The 23,295-nt window shown below is 29.1% G+C and carries 22 protein-coding genes; 8 read left to right on the top strand and 14 right to left on the bottom strand.

The window, feature by feature from the left end; translation table 4 throughout:
- The first annotated feature begins 55 nt into the window (after nucleotides 1–55).
- Both OF377_RS02750 and OF377_RS02745 read left to right on the top strand, forming a co-directional pair.
- On the top strand, nucleotides 56–946 hold the full coding sequence (locus OF377_RS02750; RefSeq protein ID WP_263836359.1) for a DUF6856 family protein: 891 nt from the start codon (nucleotides 56–58) through the stop codon (nucleotides 944–946).
- A gap of 128 nt (nucleotides 947–1,074) precedes the next feature.
- The gene (locus OF377_RS02745; RefSeq protein ID WP_263836358.1) at nucleotides 1,075–1,686 is read left to right on the top strand and encodes a class I SAM-dependent methyltransferase; all 612 of its coding nucleotides are present in this window, start codon (nucleotides 1,075–1,077) and stop codon (nucleotides 1,684–1,686) included.
- Nucleotides 1,687–1,930: 244 nt separating this feature from the next.
- Here the strand turns inward: OF377_RS02745 and OF377_RS02740 are convergent, their stop codons facing one another.
- The 4 genes from OF377_RS02740 to dnaK form a co-directional block, all read right to left on the bottom strand.
- Complete coding sequence (locus tag OF377_RS02740) at nucleotides 1,931–2,293, bottom strand: hypothetical protein (RefSeq protein WP_263836357.1); 363 nt, start codon at nucleotides 2,291–2,293, stop codon at nucleotides 1,931–1,933.
- Nucleotides 2,294–2,378: 85 nt separating this feature from the next.
- A complete protein-coding gene (rlmB, locus tag OF377_RS02735; protein WP_263836356.1) occupies nucleotides 2,379–3,095 on the bottom strand; it encodes a 23S rRNA (guanosine(2251)-2'-O)-methyltransferase RlmB in 717 nt (238 codons plus the stop codon).
- Nucleotides 3,095–4,402, bottom strand: coding sequence for a cysteine--tRNA ligase (cysS, locus tag OF377_RS02730; protein WP_263836355.1), 1,308 nt, complete (start codon nucleotides 4,400–4,402; stop codon nucleotides 3,095–3,097). The genes rlmB and cysS overlap by 1 nt, the downstream gene beginning before the upstream one ends.
- Before the next feature lie 96 nt (nucleotides 4,403–4,498).
- Nucleotides 4,499–6,304: a molecular chaperone DnaK gene (dnaK, locus tag OF377_RS02725; RefSeq protein ID WP_263836354.1), complete on the bottom strand. Its 1,806-nt coding sequence runs from the start codon at nucleotides 6,302–6,304 to the stop codon at nucleotides 4,499–4,501.
- A gap of 383 nt (nucleotides 6,305–6,687) precedes the next feature.
- Here dnaK and OF377_RS02720 point away from each other — a divergent pair, with 383 nt between their 5' ends.
- Nucleotides 6,688–7,431 carry a TIGR01906 family membrane protein gene (locus OF377_RS02720; RefSeq protein ID WP_263836353.1) on the top strand — a complete coding sequence of 248 codons (744 nt, stop codon included), beginning with the start codon at nucleotides 6,688–6,690 and terminating at the stop codon, nucleotides 7,429–7,431.
- Between the two features lie 119 nt (nucleotides 7,432–7,550).
- Here OF377_RS02720 and OF377_RS02715 read toward each other — a convergent pair whose 3' ends face one another.
- Complete coding sequence (locus OF377_RS02715) at nucleotides 7,551–8,333, bottom strand: SDR family NAD(P)-dependent oxidoreductase (RefSeq protein WP_263836352.1); 783 nt, start codon at nucleotides 8,331–8,333, stop codon at nucleotides 7,551–7,553.
- Nucleotides 8,320–10,083, bottom strand: coding sequence for a ribonuclease J (locus OF377_RS02710; protein ID WP_263836351.1), 1,764 nt, complete (start codon nucleotides 10,081–10,083; stop codon nucleotides 8,320–8,322). The genes OF377_RS02715 and OF377_RS02710 overlap by 14 nt, the downstream gene beginning before the upstream one ends.
- 184 nt (nucleotides 10,084–10,267) lie before the next feature.
- Between OF377_RS02710 and OF377_RS02705 the strand changes: the two genes are divergently transcribed.
- Both OF377_RS02705 and OF377_RS02700 read left to right on the top strand, forming a co-directional pair.
- The gene (locus OF377_RS02705) at nucleotides 10,268–11,104 is read left to right on the top strand and encodes an HAD family hydrolase (RefSeq protein WP_263836350.1); all 837 of its coding nucleotides are present in this window, start codon (nucleotides 10,268–10,270) and stop codon (nucleotides 11,102–11,104) included.
- Between the two features lie 2 nt (nucleotides 11,105–11,106).
- Complete coding sequence (locus OF377_RS02700; RefSeq protein ID WP_263836349.1) at nucleotides 11,107–11,265, top strand: hypothetical protein; 159 nt, start codon at nucleotides 11,107–11,109, stop codon at nucleotides 11,263–11,265.
- Here OF377_RS02700 and OF377_RS02695 read toward each other — a convergent pair.
- A complete protein-coding gene (locus tag OF377_RS02695) occupies nucleotides 11,255–12,004 on the bottom strand; it encodes a hypothetical protein (protein WP_263836348.1) in 750 nt (249 codons plus the stop codon). The two genes, OF377_RS02700 and OF377_RS02695, sit on opposite strands and share 11 nt — an antisense overlap.
- A 72-nt stretch (nucleotides 12,005–12,076) precedes the next feature.
- Here OF377_RS02695 and rlmH point away from each other — a divergent pair, with 72 nt between their 5' ends.
- Nucleotides 12,077–12,553, top strand: a complete 477-nt coding sequence (gene rlmH, locus OF377_RS02690) for a 23S rRNA (pseudouridine(1915)-N(3))-methyltransferase RlmH (RefSeq protein ID WP_263836347.1) — start codon at nucleotides 12,077–12,079, stop codon at nucleotides 12,551–12,553.
- A 2-nt stretch (nucleotides 12,554–12,555) separates the two neighbouring features.
- Here the strand turns inward: rlmH and OF377_RS02685 are convergent, their stop codons facing one another.
- From OF377_RS02685 to OF377_RS02670, 4 genes are read right to left on the bottom strand one after another with little or no spacing between them, the layout of a single operon-like run.
- Nucleotides 12,556–12,774 carry a hypothetical protein gene (locus OF377_RS02685; protein WP_263836346.1) on the bottom strand — a complete coding sequence of 73 codons (219 nt, stop codon included), beginning with the start codon at nucleotides 12,772–12,774 and terminating at the stop codon, nucleotides 12,556–12,558.
- A gap of 13 nt (nucleotides 12,775–12,787) precedes the next feature.
- A complete protein-coding gene (locus OF377_RS02680) occupies nucleotides 12,788–13,153 on the bottom strand; it encodes a PTS transporter subunit EIIB (protein ID WP_263836345.1) in 366 nt (121 codons plus the stop codon).
- A 10-nt stretch (nucleotides 13,154–13,163) separates the two neighbouring features.
- Nucleotides 13,164–13,958 (bottom strand): hypothetical protein, encoded by a 795-nt coding sequence (locus OF377_RS02675; RefSeq protein ID WP_263836344.1) that lies wholly within the window; start codon nucleotides 13,956–13,958, stop codon nucleotides 13,164–13,166.
- 2 nt (nucleotides 13,959–13,960) lie between these two features.
- Nucleotides 13,961–14,341 (bottom strand): Spx/MgsR family RNA polymerase-binding regulatory protein, encoded by a 381-nt coding sequence (locus OF377_RS02670; protein WP_263836343.1) that lies wholly within the window; start codon nucleotides 14,339–14,341, stop codon nucleotides 13,961–13,963.
- 65 nt (nucleotides 14,342–14,406) lie between these two features.
- On the opposite strand from OF377_RS02670, the gene trpS reads away from it, so the two are divergent.
- Both trpS and OF377_RS02660 read left to right on the top strand, forming a co-directional pair.
- Nucleotides 14,407–15,414 (top strand): tryptophan--tRNA ligase, encoded by a 1,008-nt coding sequence (gene trpS / locus OF377_RS02665; protein WP_263836342.1) that lies wholly within the window; start codon nucleotides 14,407–14,409, stop codon nucleotides 15,412–15,414.
- Nucleotides 15,415–15,472: 58 nt separating this feature from the next.
- Entirely contained in the window at nucleotides 15,473–16,336 is an 864-nt protein-coding gene (locus OF377_RS02660; protein ID WP_263836341.1) for an HAD family hydrolase, read from the top strand.
- Between the two features lie 32 nt (nucleotides 16,337–16,368).
- On the opposite strand, the gene OF377_RS02655 is transcribed toward OF377_RS02660, so the two are convergent.
- The 3 genes from OF377_RS02655 to OF377_RS02645 all read right to left on the bottom strand — a co-directional run bounded on the left by OF377_RS02655 (nucleotide 16,369) and on the right by OF377_RS02645 (nucleotide 23,282).
- Entirely contained in the window at nucleotides 16,369–16,941 is a 573-nt protein-coding gene (locus OF377_RS02655; protein ID WP_263836340.1) for a hypothetical protein, read from the bottom strand.
- A 67-nt stretch (nucleotides 16,942–17,008) separates the two neighbouring features.
- Nucleotides 17,009–20,296 (bottom strand): hypothetical protein, encoded by a 3,288-nt coding sequence (locus OF377_RS02650; protein ID WP_263836339.1) that lies wholly within the window; start codon nucleotides 20,294–20,296, stop codon nucleotides 17,009–17,011.
- Nucleotides 20,289–23,282, bottom strand: coding sequence for a M60 family metallopeptidase (locus OF377_RS02645; protein ID WP_263836338.1), 2,994 nt, complete (start codon nucleotides 23,280–23,282; stop codon nucleotides 20,289–20,291). Before OF377_RS02645 ends, OF377_RS02650 begins: the two co-directional genes overlap by 8 nt.
- Nucleotides 23,283–23,295: the final 13 nt, after the last annotated feature.

Here is a 23,295-nt window from a genome sequence, read left to right as displayed (position 1 = left end):
TTTATATATATTATAATAATATAATGGACTCGTCTATTAATATTTAAGGAGTTTTATGAAAAAAGGAATTTTAATATCGACTGCTGTTTTAGCAGCGGTTGCCGGGATTGTAACAACAACATCTTTTGTAGTTTTAAAGAGCAAAACAACAAACTATGCAAAGTTCTTAAATCCCAACACCGTTGGTCAACCTTTGGTTTTTACATCTTTAAAAAATACAAAAGCAACATTGCATGAAGTGATTTTAGGGACAAATAAAATTAATAATGGCAACTATGTTTTATACATTGGAACACAAGCGAATATGCAACATTTAAATTTTATTTATGATAATGAAATCAATAATATCAGTAGCATTCAGTCTTTGAAAAACAATCCCTATTTAAAATTTAATGGTGCATTAAGTAAGGTTTTGAAAAATTTACAAGAATATAAGGATGAATATGATAATCCTCCGCAAATTGTTAGTCTAATCGATGTTATCAATGATGATGTTTTTAAACAAGAACAAACTTATAAAGAAACATATGAACGTTATAGTCAATCATCGATCGCTACGGAGAAGCGTTGAGCAAACAACGCAAGTGCAACTTATGTTTTTGATCCGCAAGCATCTTACCAAGATATAGATAAAAAAACCGTTTTCTATCGTCAAGACAACCAAGCATATTTAATGCGTGAAACTTTAAATTATTTAAAGGATTTTATTGGTGCGAATGAAATTAGTGATTTAAATAATCCCGAAAGCCCTGGAATCATTCTTTTTTATCGAAAAAACCAAATTAAACCACAAGTTTATAATTTATCAAAACCAAAACAAAACTCACAACAACCAAGTCAACCAAATAGTTATCCAAACGGAAAAATGCCTTGAAATTCAAATAATAAAGCTTTTGGTGGTGAATTTAACGCTGCTGTGGGCTCAATTTACCAAAAATCTGAATAACCCATTTAAAAACAAGTTCAATTATAGGTATTGAACTTGTTTTTTGTTTGCTATCTGGTTGCGTTGGTTATTTACATTCTTTAGAATTAAAATGTTTGTCAAAATAAAAAAACAAGGAGTAAATATAAATGAGTAATTCAGGAAAGAAGAACGAATCATATGGGAATCCAACAAATAATGAAGAGGGTTACAATATTTTAGTTGATATGAATCAACATCATAAGCCGATGGCTGATTGAGCTTTCCAACATATTGAAATTAATTCAAATGATATTGTTTTAGAAGTTGGTTGTGGTGGTGGAGCGAATATTAAACGCATTGCTACGATCGCAAAATTAGTTACAGGTATTGATATCTCTGAAATGTCAATTAAGGTAAGTAAAGAAGTCAATGAAGAATTGATTAAAAATAACCGAGTAAAAGTTTTTCAAACATCAGTCGAAGATTATAAAGCACCTGATGCTTCATATTCATTAGTCACAGCTTTTTCAACAATTTACTTTTGAAAAGATAGAAAAAAAGCTTTTAGCAATATTTTTGATTCACTAAAAAGAAATGGTTTTTTTAAAATTATTATGTCCGGAATTGAAACAATGTCTAAGTGAACAAGTGTTCCAGGTTTAAAATTAGTTGATCAATATGAATTATTAAAGGAATTAGTCGAAGCTGGGTTTAATGAAGTTAAAATCACACGTAACCCGAACGAAAACTGATTAGTAGTTTCTGCTCATAAAATATAACAAGTTTAAACAAAATAATAAACGAGAAATTTAACATAAAAGTTGTAAATAATCTCTAAAAATAAAATTTTTTATACTATTTTTGAAAAGAGAAATACACTTAAATATCATTGTGTATAAACTAGTAGTTAATTTTAAAATAGAGTTTATATAAAAAACCAACAGCAAGAATTGCTATTGGTTTAAATAAAATAAAAACTAACTTCACAATATGAACTAGTTATATGAATGAATAGTTGAACAACTATTCATTTTCTTTTGTTCTTAATTCCTTGATTTGAAATTCGATATCACTAATTTTACTTTCGATATTCTTGATTTGTGTTTCTAATTTTGTGATTTCGTTACTAATGTTTTTAACATTGCTTTCGCTGATTAAAACTTGATCCTTAAAGGGCTGCAGACTAATTATGTTGGCATTTGGCGTGTTCGCTTCTTGATTATAATTATTTCGGGCTGTCATTAACATGCTTTCAGCGGTCGTTAAATATGATTTTTTAGCAACCATAATTTTCTTTAATTCTTTTAAAGATAATCTTTTTGCAAGAGCAATAAAACTTAATTTTTGAATTTCTGTATCAAAACTATATGAAACTCGTTTGGACATTAATATAACCTCGTTAATAGTATATATTAATTATTAAATAATAAAATTCATGAAAATACTTATTTACAGCACCTAATTATTTGATTTATTTTTTAACATTACGTGTGATATATGATAATAAGATACCCGTTGCAACAGACACGTTTAGTGATTGGACATGTCCAGACATCGGAATATAAACCTGCTGATCAGCGTTTTTAATCACCAGTGGTGATACCCCCTTATTTTCATTACCCATAATAATAACTGTTTTTTGAGGATAATCTATTTGATCAAAAATTTGTGCTTTAGCATTTAGTGCGCTTGCATAAACTCAATAGCCGTTTTCTTGTAATATTTTAATTGATTGATTAAGATTGGTTACACTAATTAAATTTAGGTAATTAATTGCCCCCATACTAGTTTTGATAACAAGTTCGTTAATGTTTGTTTGATTGTTTTTTTTATAAATAACACCATTAACACCAAAAGCATCTGCACTCCGTAGAATTGCACCAAAATTGTGGGGATCCTGGATTTCATCTAGCATTAGAATTACACTTTGTGAATTATTATATTTTTTGATAAAGGTATTTAAATTAATTTCTTTAAATATTTGTTCACTCTCGAATGCAAAATGTTGATGGTTTAATGTTTTGTCGAATTGATTAAACCATTGCTTACTAACCATCTCATAGGGAATTTTATTTTCCTGGAGTAATTTAATGATTGTTTGATCGAAAAAAGCACAAAAAACTTTTTTAACTTTTTGATGGCTATTAATGGCATCTAATAGCGCTTTTTTTCCAAAACTATACTGCATTATAAAAGACCAATCTTAATTAAAATGGCACGAACTTGATCTGCTTGTTCATAATCTTTATCGGTTACTAATTGGCTTCATTTTTTTAATAATGCAATGTTTTCAGATGTGTGTAAATTTGTAAATTCAATTCCAAAGATTGATAAGCAATAATTTAGTTTTTCAAAAACATTAACCAATTGATGGAAATCATTTTGTTTTAATAAAATATTCGCTTCCTTAAGTAAATCAAATATTACTTTAACACAATTTGCTAGGTTTAAATCATTGACAATTTCGTTATCAAATTTATCAAAATTACTTAATTTATTTATTTCCAAAGAAACATCATTTAAACATAATTTGTTTCTTATTCTAATTAAAACTTCTTGAATTTTTTTGATATCATGTTCACATTGTTTTAGAGTTTCGTCTGAAAAGTTTAAGGGTTGAGAATATTTAGTTTGGTAAAAAAATCAACGTATTGCTTGGTATGAATATTTTTCTAACAAATCTTTCATTAAAATAAAATTATTTAATGATTTAGACATTTTTTCATTTTCAATATTAACTAATCCGAAGTGTAATCAAATTTTTGCAAGATTTTTATTATATAACGCATTATTTTGCGCGTTTTCATTTTCGTGGTGCGGAAATTTTAGATCCATACCGCCACCGTGAATACTAATTTGTTGGCCCAAATATTTGTTGATTAAACATGAACATTCTGTATGTCATCCTGGGCGGCCTGAACCTAATTTAGAATTCCAAACGATACCTTTATTTGTTATTTTTCACAAAATGAAATCATTTGGATTACGCTTGTTTTCAACATTTAGTACTCGTTTGCCATTAATATTTTCATCAATTTTAATTTTTGATAATTGCCCATAATTTTCAACAGATGATGTATCGAAATAAATATCCTGATTTACATAGTACGCTTTATCTTTCGCTAGTAGATTTTCGATATAATTGATAATTTCATCCATATGTTCAGAAACTTTAGGATTAAACATAGGTAGGGTATTTAATTGTTTTTTAATTTTTAAATATGCTTGAAAATAAGTTTCCGAAACATCAAGCTCTTTTAGATTATTTTCAAGAGCATAATTGATGATTTTATCATCGATATCGGTGATATTCAAAACGTATTTAACGTTTTTATTTTTAGTTAGTAAATAACGATACAATACATCCATTGAGATTAACGGTCGCGCATTTCCGATGTGGATATGATTATAAACAGTGGGACCACAGTTATAGATCGTAATTTGATCATCATCAAGAGTTTGTAACTGATTAGTGTATGAATCGAATAATTTCATTGTATTCCTAATTTCTTTTTTTAGTCATTGTAATTAATTATAGATAAAAAATGTTCCCTATTAAATAGGAAACATTTTTGGCAAATATTTTATTAACTATTTTTTATCAGTTTCTTCGTTTACTTTTGCTTCTGTCACTTCATCATCTTTGCTTGCTGTGTTAGAGTTATTTGCTGCTTGTTGAGCAAATTGTGCTGCTTGTGATAATAAAGTTTTAATTTCATTAACTTTTTTTTCTAAATTTTCAAAATCTTCGCTGTCTTTATATTTTTTTAAAGCAGCAATTTCTTCTTCAAATTTTGTTTTTTGTTCAGCTGGGAATTTTTCGTCTTTTGTAATTGTTTCTAATTGGTTAATTAGAGCGTCAGCCTCGTTAATTAATTCACGTTCTTTTTTAACTTTAGCATCTTTTTCTTTGTTATCTTCTGCTTCTTTAACCATTCGTTGGATTTCGTCTTCACTTAAACCTTGAGCATCTTTAATTGTTGTCATTGTTTCTTTTTGTGTTTTTAAATCCTTTGCAGTAACCGTGATAATACCATTCGCATCGATGTTGAATTTAATTTCGATTTGAGGAGTTCCCCGCGGAGCTGGTTCAATTCCTGAAAGTTCAAATTGGCCTAGGAATTTGTTGTCATTAGCCATTGGTCTTTCCCCTTGGAAAACACGTACATCAACTGATGGTTGGTTATCAGCGGCTGTTGAGAATACTTGCGCTTTTGAAACGGGTATCTTTGTATTTCTTGGAATTAAAGGAGTTGCCACACCACCCATTGTTTCAATTGATAAAGTTAATGGTGTAACGTCTAATAGCAAGATATCATCGATATCACCAGCTAATACCCCTCCTTGGATTGAGGCACCAAGTGCAACAACTTCATCTGGATTTAATGAACGGTTAGGTTCTTTATTTGTTAATTCTGCAACTAATTTTTGAACTGCAGGAATTCTTGTTGAACCACCAACTAATAAAACTTGGTCGATTTCACTTAAACTAATTTTTGATTCCTTGATTGCATCTAAAACAGGTTTTTTTAGACGTTCTACTAAATGAGCGGTTAATTTGTCAAAAGTAGCACGATTTAATTCGCGTTCAAAGTTTACTGGATTTTGATTTTCATCCATCGCGATGAAAGGTAATGAAATTACAGTTGAGTTAACACCTGAAAGCTCAATTTTCGCTTTTTCCGCAGCATCTTTTAAACGTTGTTTAGCCATTGTGTTGTTTGTTAAATCGATATTGTGATCTTCAACAATTGATTTTAATAATCAATTAATAATTACTTCGTCAAAGTCATCTCCACCTAATTCATTATCCCCTGATGTTGAAAGAACTTCAAATGTTCCATCTGCCATATCAAGAATTGAAACATCAAATGTCCCACCACCAAGGTCAAATACTAATACTTTTTGTTCTTTATCAAGTTTTTCAATCCCATAAGCAAGCGCAGCAGCAGTTGGTTCATTGATGATCCGAGCAACTTCTAAACCAGCGATCACTCCTGCGTTTTTTGTTGCTTGACGTTGAGCATCATTGAAGTAAGCGGGTACAGTAATCACAGCCTTCTTAACTGTTGTTCCTAATTTCTTTTCTGCATATTCTTTAATGTAAGTTAAAATTTTTGCTGAAATTTCTTCTGGTGTATAATCTTTATCGATGATTTTAACCTTTTTATCTGTTCCCATTAAACGTTTGATTGATGAAATTGTATTGGGATTTGTAATTTGTTGACGCTTTGCAGCATCTCCAATAATTACTTCCCCTTTTTTAAAAGAAACAACTGAAGGAACAGTTCGTTTTCCTTCGGGAGTTTCAATAACTGTTGGGTTGTTGTCATGGTAAACAGCAACACATGAATTTGTTGTACCTAAATCAATTCCTAAAATTATTTCTTTAGCCATAAATTTAATTTCTCCTTTTGATTAAACTAAATAAATTATAACATAAAATTAGCAAATAAGAACTAAGAGTGCTAAAAAAAATAAATTAACGGTTTCTGTTTTTAAAACAGATTGTAATATAATTTTTAAAGTAGATTAAAACAAATTAAAAACGGTTTGTTTTATTTTACTAACTATGAGTTATTTTTTATATATCAGTGGCTATAGTATATATTAAAGAATTAGTAGTTATTTAAAAGGAAATAGATTTGGTATCTATTAGATTTTTAAAAAAAGTAGCACAACTGTTTTTGTGCTACTTTTTTATTTATATATAAATTTATTTATTTAAATTAATAAAGCTATTTTAAACATTATAGTTTTATTTAATTTATAATTCATTTATGAATACAAAAGTTATAGTCCAACGAAATATTAAAACAAACAAAATTATTTTAAGTACCTTAACAGCAGTTTTTATTGTTATTTTAACAATTAGCTTTGCTGTCTTAGTGCCGATTGTTTTTGAACCTTTTTATTACTTGCACATTAAACCTTATCATTTAGAAGATGTATACCTAAACAACGGTCGCCAATTAAACTACAATGAAATTAAAATTGTTTATGATAAATTAATCAGATATTTGTTGTCTTTTCAAAAATTTGATTTGTCACCGTTAGAATCATCAGTTAACGGTGAGGCACACTTTGATGATGTGCGAAAATTGTTTTTAGCAACTTTTATCTTGTTCTTTTTAAGCCTTATAGGATTAATTACATTAATTATTCTTAATAAGAAATATGCAATTAAAATTCCCTGGATCAATATTGGCTTTTATTCGTTAATGATTATTTTTGTTATTATCATTATTATTGTCGCAATCGCTGCAAGTGATTTTGAAAAAGCATTTGAAGTTTTTCATAAAATTTTCTTTCCCGGTAAGAGTAATTGAAATTTTGCACCTAATAAAGATGAGATTATTAAGTATTTACCACAAGAGTTTTTTATGAATGCAGCAATTACTATCTCTTTTTTTCTAATTAGTCCATGAGTCATTTTTGTTATTTTAAAAATCATTTTTGATGTTAAGAAGCACAAACAAAAACAACAAGCCAAACAAAAAATGAATAAACAGTTAACGCATTAGTTTTCGTAAAAAACACCATAATGGAACCTATGGTGTTTTTTAAATTTAAAATGATTAATTAGTAAACTGAAAAGATATGGTTGCTTAAAATGCTTAAACATTAAACTTTTTATTAATAATTATTTCTTGATAAATTTCTTACTAAGAACTTTATGAACCAAATTTGGTCACAAGTTATTTAATTTAATGGCGAATCATAGTTTCTTGGGAACTATGATTCGATCTTTTTGTTTTTCAATTGCTTTTATAATTTGTTGAGCAATTAACAAAGGATTTACACTCCCCTTTTTATACTTTGTGTACAACTCATTTTTATCTGCATTAGTGAAAAAATTAGTTGAAACAGCGCCCGGGGTGATCAATAATGTCTTCACATTATATTTTTTTGCTTCAATTTTTAAAGTATTCACATATTGCTCAATGGCTGCCTTACTAGCGTTATAAATAGCACTATAAGGAATTGGTAAATGAGCCGCAACGCTAGATGTATATACCAACAAACCGGATTGTTGATTATACATGTAATTAATGACTGCTTTTGTTAAACTAATTGGAGTTAAAACATTTGTTTGTCATAGTTTACGTTCGTTTTCATCGCTGATATTTTGTGCTTCATCAAAAATACCATAACCAGCATTGTTAATTAAAATATCTGTTGATTCAATTGTGTTTTTTACATTTATAAGCATATTTGCATCATCTAAATTAATTGATACGATTTTGCAAGACAAAATATAGCTTTCATGAACTTTGGACAAGATTTCTTTTATTTTAATTTTGTTACGGACTAAAAGTGTTAAATGGATAGGTTTAGTTAATAAAAGTTGTAGTAGAGATAAACCAATGCCGCTGGTAACTCCCGTACATACAACTTTTTTCTTTTGTCAATTAAATTTGTGCATCTTTATTTTCAGTATCTTCTAAACAGTGTGGATTTTCAGAAATTTTTAAATAAGCACGATTTTTAACCTTTTTTGCAAACTCATCACTATTAAATAAACTAATATCAATTAAAGGATTTTTTTTACGTCAGAATCAAATAATTGATTTTACTTCCTTAATTAACTCTTTTTGGATATTTGTCAAAGATTCCTTTTTAGCTAACATCTGATTGGTTTTGTCTTTAACCGATGTTGATAATTTATTAACTAAATTAACGGATTCTTTTGCAAAAAAACAACCTCGTGTGCTAATTGTAGGATTACCAATAACTTTAGTTTTGTTTAAGCAGACAACAACATTTACTAAACCATCGCTTGAAAGAGTGTTGCGTTGAGTTAATAAATCGTTGTAGTTAGATGAAACGTCAGCCCCGTTAATATAGTTTGGGGTTGCATCAATAAATTCGTTAGTTGCCGATAAAACTCCGTTTAAAAGTTGTAATTTCTCTCCGTTAGTTGCAATAATTACTTTGTCTGCATCAAAACCTAAATCAATAGCGTTTTGTTTAATCCCCTTTAACATTTTGTGTTCACCATGAATTGGGAATAAATAATTTGGACTAACTGCTTGAATCATTAACTGTTGTTCACTTCGTGTTGCGTGACCAGATGAGTGTATTTTTTTATCACCTGAATTTTCATAGACAGTGACACCTAAACGGTATAGTTTATTAATCATTTTTTCAACTTGCATATAGTTTCCAGGGATTGGATTTGATGACAAGATAATTGTATCTGTTGGTTTTAGAGTAATGCGCGAATGCTCACCATTAGCCATTACATTTAGTGCGGCGTGTTCTTCACCTTGTGAACCGGTTAAAATAACACATATTTCTTCGTCTTTATAGTTATCAATTTCCTTGATTGATACAAACGATTTATCATTAATGTTTAGATAGTTAAGTTTACGTGAGGTTTTTACGTTTGCTTCCATCGATTTACCAGCAACCACAACCTTTCGGTTCATCGAAACTGCAATGGCGATAATTTGCTCTACACGTCCCAAATTTGAAGCAAAAGTTGAAATAAAAATTCGATGTTTTGCTTTTTTCATATAGTCATGAATGTTTTGAATGATATATAGTTCAGATTCTGAAAAACCAGGAATTTCTGCTGATGTTGATTCTGACATTAGCACAGCAACACCACGTTTTGCAACTTCAGCAATTTTGTGTAAATTTGTTTGGTCTCCTGCAGTCGCAAAATCAAATCTATAATCTCCAGTTTCAACAACGATTCCGTTTGGTGTATCTATAACAATTCCGAATGAATCAGGAATTGAGTGACAAACACGGAAGTAATCCACTTTAAAATATTTAGACACATAATGATCATCATCTAAAAATGAAATAATTTGGGGTGGTTTAATATCTTTATTTTCTTGCAAACGACGTTCGATTAATTTTACTGCTAATGGGGGTGCGTAAATTTTTTTAATGTTTACACGACGCAATAAATGAGGAATCCCTCCGATGTGATCCTCATGACCATGAGTAATAACTAATGAATGAATTTTATGTGCATTTTCAATTAAATAGTCATAATTTGCAACTAATCCATCGAAACCTGGCATTTTTGCGTTTGCAAATTTAATTCCACAGTCAACAATTAAAATTTCATCATCATGTTCGACGATGTATGTGTTTTTCCCTACTTCGTCAAGTCCCCCTAAGGCAAACAGATAAGTAGGAATTTGGTTATTTTGATTCATTTATTTCTCCTGTATTTCTAAAACACCATTTATACTTATAAATGGTTATTAAGACAATGTATATATAATTGTTTTGATTGGTATAACAAAATGGTATTTACCATAATAATGATATGTATATTATAATTTTATATGAAAAAACACTTCCTTGTGTGTTTAATTTTTCTTAATAGGATAAAAGACAATGAAACACCCTTATCTTTTTAGTGATTTAGATCAAACATTATTACAACATAATAAAAAAATTAGCTCAAAAAATTATGAATTAATCAAAAAGTTTGTTGCGAATAAAGGAATTTTAATTTTTGTAACTGGCCGGTCTTTGGAACGGACACAAGTGATTGCTGATTTGGTTTTTCAAAAAACAGGATATCAAGTTCCTTATTTTGTTTGTTTTGCCGGAAGTTTAATTTATGACAATATTAACAAACAAGTATTGTTTACTTCCTTGATTAACCCAAAGTTAGCTCAAGGTGTTTATGATTTTAGTTTAAATCATAAATTTGGCATTTGACCATACAATAATGCATTTTTAAATGAACAACGATTACAAATAAAAAACGTTTCTTATTGATGATTAATTAAAATCTGACATAAAAATTATACATTTGAAACGAAAAAACAAATATTGGATAACCAGGGTGTTTTTAAAATTAATATTTTATCCCCAAAACTGCATAAGAAAATTCCTAGTAGTTTTTATCAAGATATTAAAAAAACATTTGCAAATCAACTTGATGTGATCTTTACAAGCAACCGGATTATTGAAATTACTAATAAAGGAATTAATAAAGGTTCAGCAATTCGTTGACTATGTGAATATTTAAAAATTCCGTTATCTCAAACTGCTTCGATTGGTGATAGTATGAACGATGTTCCAATGTTTGAAATAACTGATTTACGGGCTGCAGCAAAAGTTCGTGATTCTAAAATTCTCAATTTTGTTGATAAAGTTATTAACAAAAAAAGCAACCGTAATAGTGTTGCTTTGTTCATAGAATATTTATTAAAGGAGTTATAAAAATGAGTAATCCATTATGAACTAGAAATAAAAATAAATTAATTTGTAATAATTGTTTTTACCAAATCGATATACTTGATGAGAATTATGAAGATTTAATGTTTACGCATAATAAACATTGTGCAGATGATGAAAATGCGTGCGCAGACTCTAATGCTTAGTAATTAAAAATAATTCCTCTTTATTTTTCATTCTTGTTGTTTGATGTGTATCTTGCCATTCTTGATACAAAGCAACGATTTTATCTTCTGGGGAAGCAACTAATTTACGAATAAAATCGTAAATTAGTTTTTTGTTATTGTTGAAAAATTCATTGCTAAAACCAACGTTTAGAAAACCGTATGCTCGCAAATGCATTACAAAAATATAACCGGGAAGATCGTTTTTTTTGGTATAAAAGACATCTTCTAAATAATTAGGATTTTTAACATGTGCGGGTTTAAAATCATATGTTGCAAATACTAGCCAACTATTAATTTGCATATGTACTGCTCAAAAATCAATAAACAAGACATAATCTTGAAAACGAACTAAAATTTCATTTAAAATCTTTTGTAATGTTTTAATAGGTTCATCTTCGTAAAATAATCACGGTGTATTAACTGTTTTTAAATGAAAATATTGTAATTCTTCAATGTGATTCGCTAATTCTTTTTGGTCAAAAATATTTGGCTTTTGATTGATTGTTGGCACATAAAAGTGCAACAATAAATCATTGATTTTTAAAGTAGTGATATTGGGCAATAAATCAATTCTTTGTTTACTATATTTTAATTTTAAAAACTCAATAATTTTGCTTGTCATCATTGAATTAACTTCTAAAATAACAGGCAAACTACTAATATATTTGTCATTATCAAGTTCTGGATAACTCATTTGGATATAAATTTTTTGGTTCATTATAGATCTTCTCCTGTTTATCTTTCTTATAAAAGTATAATTTAAATAGTCTTAATCTGACAAGGAGATATTATGTATATTAAAATAATTACCATTGGAAAAATTAAAACTGATTTTTGAAACCAAGCAATTAAAGAATATGCAACTCGTTTAAGTCGGTTTGTTAAAGTGGATGATGAAATATTGAATGATCAAAGGGAACCTAAAAATTTAACTCCCGCTTTAATTGAACAAATTAAAAAAACGGAATGTGAAGGAATTTTAAAAAAGATTAAACCTGAAGACTTTGTTATTTGTTTAGCTATTGAAGGAAAACAATTAACTAGTGAACAACTCGCCGATTTTATAGCAGTAAAGCAAAATTTATCTAGACCATTGGTTTTTATTATTGGCGGCTCTCATGGCGTTTCGGACGCAATTTATAAACGAGCGGATTTTTTGTTATCAATGTCAAAAATGACTTTTGCTCACAATTTGGCAAAAGTCATTTTATATGAACAAATATACCGAGCGTTTAGTATTATCAATAACACCAAGTATCATAAATAGAATTATTCAAAATCTTCTTCAATAATTGAACATCCGTTAGGTTCAAATCGAATTAAGCGGATTGTTTTGTTGATTTCAGGATTGATGTTTTGCAAATCAAACTCATAAAGGTTTAAGACTTTGGTATCATCAAAGTCGTTTTTAATGGTGATTTTGTCTTCATTGATCGCAATAATTTCGTAAATTTTATCATTGCGTTTCTGTGGACGAATCGTGATCATATATGTATAACTCCTAGTTATTTTTGATATGTTGATTTATAGTGTCTGCAAGACTAATTGCGTAATCACCAAAAGTCATTCGGTACGAATTAGCAGATTTTAAAACACCCTTAGCATCTATGGATTTTAGTTGATTGACATCTACTAATTTTTCGTTTTTAAAAACTAGTTTCAAAGAGTTTATAGTTGCAGTTGCTGATGTAATATTTTCTAAACCACCAACAGCAGAGTAAAACTTATTAATGTTAAATGGAATTTTATGACTGACTGTTAGTTGTTTGTTAACTTGTGTAGCTTTCTTTTTTGCTTGACTTTTTAAGATAAAGTAAGCAATTCCGAAAGTACATATTATTAAAAGAATTATTTTTCAGTTTTTCATTAGTTTTTTATTAGTCCTTAATAAATGCTTTGCGCAAAGCAGATATGTATGTAATTAAACGGTTTTTATTAAAAATTTTTAGGTTCGTTTCAATTATTTGACAGTAAATATTTTTAATTTTACTACTTATTAAAACGATTTGTCCATCATTTATCAATTTAATTTCGTTATCATCATTTTGGTTATTAAATATTAAGTGGTGATTAAAATGCAAAATAATAGGGTTAGTAATACTAAAATTGTTTTTGCAATTAAAAGGCAAAATCTTTGAATACTGATAAACATTTTGCTCGCTTATAATAATTGCTCCATTGTTTGATTTATTACTTGCAGATGAACCAATTTGGGTAGCAACCATTAAGCCCGAACCTTTATAGGTTTCTAGGTGAGTATCATTGATACTAACATCTAGTTGCATAATTTTATCTGTTCACAGCATCAATTCATTAACACTGTAAAAAACATCGTTATTGTTAATTTTGGTTTTCAAAACATTTATTGGATGAAAGTCGGTTTCGTTCATGATTTCTAACAAATTAATATCTTCAATCTTTTCATAAGCGGCATTGAAACCTAAACTCCCAAAATTAACCATAATAATTTTGGTTGGATAATTGTTTGTTATAAAAGGTTTAATTTGATTAATAAATGTGCCGTCTCCACCTAAAATAAATAAAAAATCAACCATTTTGCTGTCTGGCTGGAAAACAAACTTAAAAGACTGATTTAAGTGTTTATGTAATAATTGGTGGTTATTCGAACAAACACAATGTTTATAACAAAGAATTTGATAAGTAAAAGTCATTATTATTCACTACGCAAAAATATTTGAATTTCTTCACTGTCATAGCCAACCATTAATCGTAAGGGTTTATTAAACTTATCGTATTGAAAAATGATTGGTCGTTTTAAAAGTTCTGAATCCCGTGATAGAAGTTCTAGAACATCATTGGTATGCATTTCTGAGAATTCTTCTTTTGAAATATTTAGTTTTGCAAAGGCTTGTGTTTTGAAACTAAAAATCTCTTCATATCCATCAAACGTCAACTCTAAAATATCCTTAATTAATTGAATAGGGACTTTATCTTTTCCGAGTAAAATACGATTAAAATGAATTTGATGAGCTCTAAAAAAACTAATAACACGCTTACATGAGCGTGAATTTGATGAATATAAAACAAATATCATACCGTTAAAATTATCTATTTATTATAAAATATAAATAGAAAGTATATACAAAAAAAGGAATATTTATGAAAAAAAGACTTGTTTCAGGGATTCAACCTACTAATGATTTAACGCTTGGAAATTATTTAGGAGCAATTAAAAATTTTGTTGATCTTCAAAATGAATTTGATGTTTTTTTATTTGTTGCAGATTTGCACTCATTAACAACACAGAAAAAACTTGATAGTGATTTTGTTAGTGTTAAACGTAAAATTATTGCAACATATTTAGCGGCAGGAATCGATATCAACCGTTCGGTTTTATTTTTTCAATCCAGTGTCACTAGTATTCCTTTGTTAGCACACATTCTTTTATGTCTTTCTAATTTGGGAGAATTAGAAAGAATGACCCAATTTAAAGATAAGAGTCAAAAGGTTAAGCGTCAAGATAATAATACATTATCCATTCCGACTGGTTTATTGACCTACCCATTACTAATGGCTGCGGATATTTTAGCATTTAATGCAGATTTGGTACCTGTTGGTTTAGATCAAAAACAACATATGGAATTAGCACAAAACCTTGTTAATCGTTTTAACAAAAACTACAAAACGAAACATTTTCATTTTCCACAAACTTACATCAATCAAACAACATCTAAGATTATGGACTTGCAAGATCCGTTAAAGAAAATGTCTAAATCATCAGAAAATGTTAAAGGAACGATTTTTTTATCAGATGATCGAGCGACGATTAACAAGAAGATTAAAAGTGCGGTTACGGATTCATTGAATAATGTTAAGTATGACCCCGAAAACCAGCCAGGGATAAGTAATTTAATGGTTATTTACCATGCATTAACGATGAAATCTTTTGAAGAAATTAGTTCTTTATATCTCAACCAAAACTACGGAATTTTTAAAAATGATCTTGCGGATATTGTTGCTGATTTTATTGAAGATTTACAAGTCAAAACTAATCAATGATTGTCATCTGAAAAACTTGATGAAGTAATCGAACAAAGCAACAAACAAGCAAGCAAAATTGCGGATGAAATTGTATTTAAAGCGATGAAACTAATGAATTTACGTTAGTTTTTTGTATAACTTTTTTTATTGTGTTATTATTAATAAATAAAAAGGACTTTAAATTATGAGAGACAAACGCTACTTAATTGCATGTGACCTTGATGGTACACTGCTTCAAGATGATCAGACTTTATCAAAACGGACTATTAACGACGTAAAAAAAGTAATAGCTGATGGTCATATTTTTTGTATTATTACAGGACGACCTTATCGTGGAGCCATTAAAATTTATAACGAATTAGGTTTGAAAACTTTAATGGCTAATTACAACGGGTCTTATATTTCAAACCCTGCCGATCAAGAGTTCGCACCAATTAATATGAAATTCAATGCTCAAATTGTTTCATCAATTCTAAACGATCCATTTATTAATAAAAACATTGTTAATGCAGTTATTGAATCTGACGACCACGCTTGCATTTTCCATGAATCAGAGGATGAACAATTCCTTGAATCATTTAAACACTTTTTCCACATTCCATTTGAAAAAGAAGGAAAATTAGTTTTTTCTCCTGAAACTTGCAAACGTGATGTGAATTCACTATTGCTATATGTTAAAAACAAAGGAGTTTTTGATTCAATTGTTTATCACGTTAAAAAGATTGCGCCAACTCTTGCTGTTCGAAGTTGATCACTGCCAAACTCTGATAACTTTGAAGTAATTGAAATTAATTCAGCATTTGCAGACAAGGCTATGGCAATGCGTTATTTATCGTCATACTATGGAATTCCTTTGGACCGTTGTATTGCATTCGGTGATGGAGAAAACGATCTAACGATGTTAAACCAAGCAGGATACGGCTTTGCGATGAAAAATGGAGCACGTTCAGCAAAACTTCTTGCACGACACATCACCAAACACACCAACAAAGAAGACGGTGTAGTATGAGAACTAAACTACATTCTCAACCAACTAAACAGCTATTAAGAAAAAAATTGTTCTCTTTTGAGAACAATTTTTTATGCTATTTTTTCGCTTTCGTTTGCTATTCCTTTTCTCGCTCAAACAATTCCAGCAATTGCAATCCCATAGTCAAAGATAATGAACGGAAAAACAGTTGCAATCAGAGATAATACACCTAGAACATGTTTCTTTGCATAGTGGTAGTGGAATTGATCCGAAAAGAAGATGATACGAGTCACAATCAAAAAGAATGCTGCAAATCCTCATAAGGCAAATGATAAATAGCTTAATGTGTAAAAGATTGCGGAAGAAACAATCTTTTCTAAACCGTTTGAGAAGGTAATAGGATTTTTCTCGTTATTATGGTGAATTAATTCATAAACATGTTGGAAATAATCATACAACTCCTTATTATTTTTCATTGGATATGTATCTGGTGTATAAAACACATTATCATAAATAACTCTTATTGTTTTAATACTATAAAGAACTCTATCTTTGTCATCGTTAACACTGGTGTTAATGTGTTTTACAATACCCCATAAAGTAAGTAAAGCTCCTGCGATAAAGATCAAAATAAGTAATCACAAAATGATAATAGAAATACTATGTCTTTTGATTTTTTTCATTTTTAACTCCTTAGTTCTAAATAAGTATAACACACAACCAGATTACTTTGGTTGTGTGTTATCTTTACTAATGTGTTTTGCGTTTTTTTGGAAAATAAAATAAGAATAAATAAATCAAAATAATGATAGTAATTGCTGATAAAACAATTGCGAGGATTTCACCTGCTGTTAAATTAGATGAATAAGAAGGAATAACGTTAGTTTTAGTAACATAACCTTTTAGATATAAAACACTATTTCCAAGTTTAATTTTTTGGATAAAACTATTTGCTTTAATTTTAGCTGGTAATTGAACTAACATTTGATTGTTATCGATTTTAAAAGGTAAATCAAATGTTTTTGTAATCCCTGTTGTTTGTTGAATGAAAGTGATTGCGACTGTATTCGTATTGAATACAGAATTATTAGTGTCATTAATATCAAATAATAAGTAATTATTTGCTTCATTGTCTTTAAAAGTTGTGAAATTATTTACAACTAATTCATAATTAGTTACTTCTGGTTCAACAATAACTGTTGTTTCGGGTTGTGGTTTAGTTTCTGGGAGAATAACTTCTGGTTTTTGTTTATCATTAGGGCTATTTTCTTTGTTTGGTGTTACTATAGGTGACGTTGGATTTGCAGAATCATCTGAATTCGGTTTAGATTCCGAATCAGATTCCTTAGGGTTGTTTGTTTCGGCTTCTGGCTGATCAATTTTTGGGCTCTCACTAGTTTTGAATTTTATGGTGTTGGAATCATCATATTTGTAAAATTCCGTAATATCTTTTGTGGTTTCATCATTATACAATTTGATGTTATTAATGACATATTCAGTGTCATAATCAAGTTGTAAATTGTCAAGATGAATCATATTACTTGTTACCATTCTTCTTTCAAAACTAGTAACTGTTTGATCTTTTTGATTAACCAAATCGAAACTAATATATTTATCATTAAAATCACTAACATTTAAAATGAGATTTAAATTTTGATCATCATTAAGTGTGTAATTGTTATCAGATGATATACCGATTGTAACTGGTGCTGCATCATCTTTGATTTTAACTTCCTCTCCAAAACCTGTTATTCTAGCTCGTAAAGTTGTAAAAAAATGAGGGTTTAAGTATAGTTTGGTTGTTAATAAAACACTATTTGTTTCATTATCTACAATAAAGCTTGTTTCGTTTTTGATATTAGCGTTATCTAAACTAAATAATTGATCTGCAATCTCCTGATTGAAAAAACGTGCTTGGTACAGTTTTGCTGCTAGTAAATCTGGGTTATTAAATTTTCAATGATAACTAATAGCATTTTCCCCATTGTTTGTTGTAATTACTTGTGGATTTGCAAAACCACTATAAGTATTTTTATTAGTTAAATAAGGATAATTCTTTGTTAGTAGTGGATCATTATATTCAACAATTAATTGTTGATTAAAAAAGTTGTTAATTTTAATATAATCGGGGTTAACAGTTTGGTTATCCTTGAGAACCACTAGGTTGTTATCAATAATATCTTGAATTGTAATTGCATCTAAGGATTTTGTTTTAAAGGTTTGCAAACTTGGTTCATTATTTGTTTTAAAACTTGGGATTCGATTTTGGATATTTTTAAACCCTTTAATTTTTAAATTACGCTTAATCGGTTGGGGTTCAGTGCTATATCAAACACTGGTGTTAACAGTATAACTGACATTGATTTCGCCAAGTAAATCATTAGCGTTAATGCTAATATTATTAATTTGTTCAGGGTTTTTAAAAAACTCATTTTGATTAGCTGTTAATGTACTAAGAATCGATGATGGGAGTTGTGTTTTATCTAACTCTGGAAATTCATTAAAATCAGGATTAACAAATTCCTTTTGATTAATCTTATCAAAATGAACTACTGTTTTTTGTTCCTGAGGTGTTAAATTTAATGTATAAATTTGGGGAGATAAAGCATTAGAAACAAACATTTTATTTTCAATTTGGTTTAAAAAACCATAAAAATAATCATCATTTTCTGATTCAGTATTTGTTACGTTGTCTTGATCAGGGGCAATAAAACTTGCTAACTGATCATTATTGTTTCTAAAACCATCAAGTTCCATTTCATTATAGTTTTCATCAAACTTCAAAGTGACGATTCGACCCTTAAAATAAACGTCCGGAATGTTTACAGCATATTTTCATAAACCAAACCGGTGATTAGTGATGAACATTAAATAAACTTTATTTTCTTTAATGACAATTGATGGAATATGTGCGATTCGACCAGCTTCATTTAAATACAAATGAAATCGATTATCAGCGCTTAAATAACGGTCCTGACGATCACTTGATGTAATTTTTTTGTTCCCAAAATCCCGTGGTGACAATGTATAAGTATTGATTAATCTATTTTCAGCAATATTTGCTCATGAAAAAGTAATGTTGTTGCGTGCGATACTTGAGTAAGCGATAAATAGTTTATCATCCTCAGTGAAATTAAAGGATAAATTGATTCGATTTAAAACAAATATTTTTGTGCCATCATAATAATCATTGGTTGCTCATGCAGGAATTTTTGCGTCAACAAATAACGGGATATGTTCGGTAGATGTTGTACTTAGATTTAAAACGTCATCAACTGGGGATAAAAACAAATTAAATTTCTTTTGGTCTTTTGATGAGAAAGTTACGTAATAACGTTGCTTAGTTGTTGGGTTTTGGATAATGTCATATAAGTATGTGGCATTTGGGTTATACTGATTTTGAACTAAATTATTTGCACTAAAATTAATATTTGTTAACTGATTGGTTGTCAGATTTAAAACAACATTTCCAACATTATTTTGTAAATCACTAACTGTAATTTCATCATTCATTAATAGTACGTGATTATCGTCCATAATCATCATTTTATTAACAACTTCTGATGCTTGTAAAACAGGTGTAATTAGATCGTAATTTTTTGTTTGTAAATTATAAACACCCACATAACTTGATTTTTGATTTTCGTATTGATCAATTGAACCAAGGAGAATGATTAACTTGTTATTAATATATTTAAGGGTGATAAAATTAACGGCATCAATATCGAGATTTAGAATTTGAGCAAGGTCGCTTAATTCTAATTCATCTATAATTTCGTTATTGTTATTTCTAATCATTACCTTTTTGTTGGTGTTTAAAATAATATAACCATCCGCAACAATACTTGGAGTGTTTAAATCATAAAGCAATTGTCTTTTTTCACTATGACGAGCACGATCATCGGTTACAGTAACATGTAAAAGCGATTTATTATGACTAATTTGCTTGTTGATAAATAAACTAACAGGAATTGCTGCGACTAGTGTACTAGCGGCGAACAAAGCACCAATTAGCTTTTTGTGTTTAAATTTACGCATTTACTACCTCAATTTCGACTACATAATCATTATTTTTTTCGTCTGTAAAAGTTATATGGTATACTCCAACAACTGGTTTGTTTTGTTCATCAAAAATTAAATCGCTATCTTTGATGTTTTTTAAATTAACACTAATAGGCTCAACATCATTGTTGTCGGGAATATAAAGTTTAAAATTGTTCATAATTGTTACAAAATTACTATTGGTATTAACACTAATTTTGTTAGGATTTTCTGGTTTTCAGCTAAATAGTTGAGTACTGTATTTATTTAAATAAACATTGATTTGGGTAATCAACTCTGAATTTGAATTAAGTTCCATTAAACGATCACGGTAATAAGTTAAAATTGCTCGTTCATATGCAAAATACGTTTTATGATCTTTAATATCAATTTTTGAATTGTTTAATAAATCTAACAACGGTAAAGCGTATTTAATTAAATCTTCTTCGGTAGTTGGGAGATTTTGGTTTTTTGTTTGTTCTGCAATTCAAAGTGGTTGTGAATAAGTGTGATATTGAATATTTACACTAGTGAAACTGTTGTCAGCGACACTAAAAGTAGCAATTTCTGGATACTTTAAATCATCGTTTAAAGTGTATGATGGAGAAAGGATTTTATAAAGACCTGGTTGCAGGTTGTTAAAGACAACAACTTGGTTGATAATTGGTAATTTACTAATTTCTGTTACTGTATTGTCTTTGTTAATTTTTAATAATTTGATAATTTGGTTTTTAACGTTTAAATAATCACCACTATATGTTGATTCATTTGTTTCTGGATTAGTTGTTGTTTGGTTGTTAAAATAAACACTCAGTGTGGCATTCGCTGGACGATCTGCTTTTAATTCATCATTAGTTGCAATACTTGTACGGTAGAACAAATAATCATAACTATCAATAATACTTTGCAGACTCTTGTTATCAGTTGACATCAAATTTAACATATCTAGCTGTGGTCAACCTTTGTGTAACATTACATTTTTTAGTTCCGGATTAATAGTTACTCCAAAATGATCAAAGAATGTTGATAAATCGTGCTTAGTATACTCGCTCATAAAGTATACAAAGAAATCGTTGTTACTTGAATTCTTTGTAATTCCAGGAACATTTAAAACCCCTGCTAAAATTTCCCGATGTTTATTGTAAACATAAGTTAGCGCTTCTCACCCAAAACGAGCAAAGACTTTGGGGAAGATAACATGACGCATATCGTAATAGTTATAAAATTTGTTTGTAAAAAAGTATTTATAATAGCGCTTATTGCTTGGGATAGCGCTTTCATATGTGTTTAAAATTGGATTAACTTTAGTTGTATAAAAAGAAGATAAATAACGCATATCAGCTCAAGTATTTTTTGCTGCTAATTTTTTTTGTTCTTCTTCATCAAGAGATCTTGTATTTTCATTGGCTTTGATTTTCTTTAATTCTTCTTCATATCGAACCGTGTAGTCAACATATAAGAAGGAGAAAATGTTTGTAACTTCGACGAGATTACTAGCATTTTTTTGCAGTCGGTTTTGAAAACTGTGTCCATATTCATGTTTAAAGTAATCGGGGGCAATATCTCCGTTAGTTGTATTATTAATCCATAATCCACTAACATGGGCTATTTTGTTTTGGTTGACACTAAAAGTATCTTTGTTAAAGAAGAAACCGAAGTTTGGAAAACGTCATGCATCTGCATCGTTATTTTGTCATCAACCGGTCATTAAAGCTGACGAGTTAATTGCGACATTTCACGGTTGGTGAATAACATCACGGTGCATTCCATGAATTTTAAAATACATATCCTGAATGTATTCGTGACTTTTACTAATTTCTTTTAATTGATTTCCTGTAATTGGTTCAGGCGCAAAATTACGTCCTTCCTTTTTACCGCGGTATAAAGCAATATTGTCTTCGTTTAATGCCAATACAGTTGTTGCACGTGTTCGTATAACAGCACCATTTTGAGATGCTAGTCATTGTTGCATAAATGCATCTTCACGGGTTGTGTTGTCTGAATCTTTAAAAACAAAATAATTAACTAAAGTATTTTGACTATAATCAGCAACCTCTGAGCCATCTTGATTTATAACTTCAATTTCATAAACAGGATTTTGTTCTTCATATTCCATTCGTGGAGTATGGAAGATATAAATTCCATCATGGTTTCATCGTTCTTGTAATTGTTCAGTATATCAACCAGTTGCTGGATCATATGTAAAATTATTTAAATTTAACAACGGACGAGCCTTAGGTTTGCGTAAATTATTTGGTAGCGATGCGTATGAATTTAATCCACGATAAACAGAAAAACCCGATCTATTAATATCAAAATTAGGGTTTGTTTGTTTAAAACGAATCTTTTGGCCACGTTTAACAATTACAGGTAATGCTAGTTGCCAGTCTTCTGTAGTTGTATAATCTGATGCACTAACCGCTTGAGCGCTCATTCCACCATTTAAGACATAAGCACTATATTTAAAAACTCGTTTTTGATTAAACGTTTCTTGGTCAACAACTTTAATGGTAAAAGTTTTTGATGATTTTAATTTGTATTTATTAACAGCACTAATTGTAAAAGTATAATCACCAACAGTTGATAAATTTACGTTATCAATGCCTGTATAAGTAACTATTGGGTTTGGATCGATTGCATCATAAACAAGGTAGCCATAATCAAGAGGATTAAAAACAGTTGCTTCATCCTTTTTTAAAACTACATAATCTTCTTGTCCCGCAATACTAGGTCGAGTTACTTTGATATTATTAACTATTCTTGAAAAATCAGTTGATTCTTCAAGAGCATCAATTAATTCAGTTTCATCAGTGTAAGTTTTAGTTGGTGTAGTTTGTAAGTTTTCGTTTGTTTGTTTGATTGAAATTGTTTGTTGTTGATTATTTTGGTTTTTTAAACCAAAATAAATACTAGGCGCAAGAACACCAGTTAATAAAACTGGTGCAATTAATAAACTTGCGATTTTAATTTTTGCTTTTTTCATATGAACCTCTTAA

The organism is Ureaplasma sp. ES3154-GEN (assembly GCF_025780075.1).
In the GTDB taxonomy this organism is placed as follows: domain Bacteria; phylum Bacillota_I; class Bacilli_A; order Mycoplasmatales; family Mycoplasmoidaceae; genus Ureaplasma.
The sequence above is the reverse complement of the archived record's forward strand: the minus strand, read 5'-3'. Positions and strand labels throughout refer to the sequence as shown.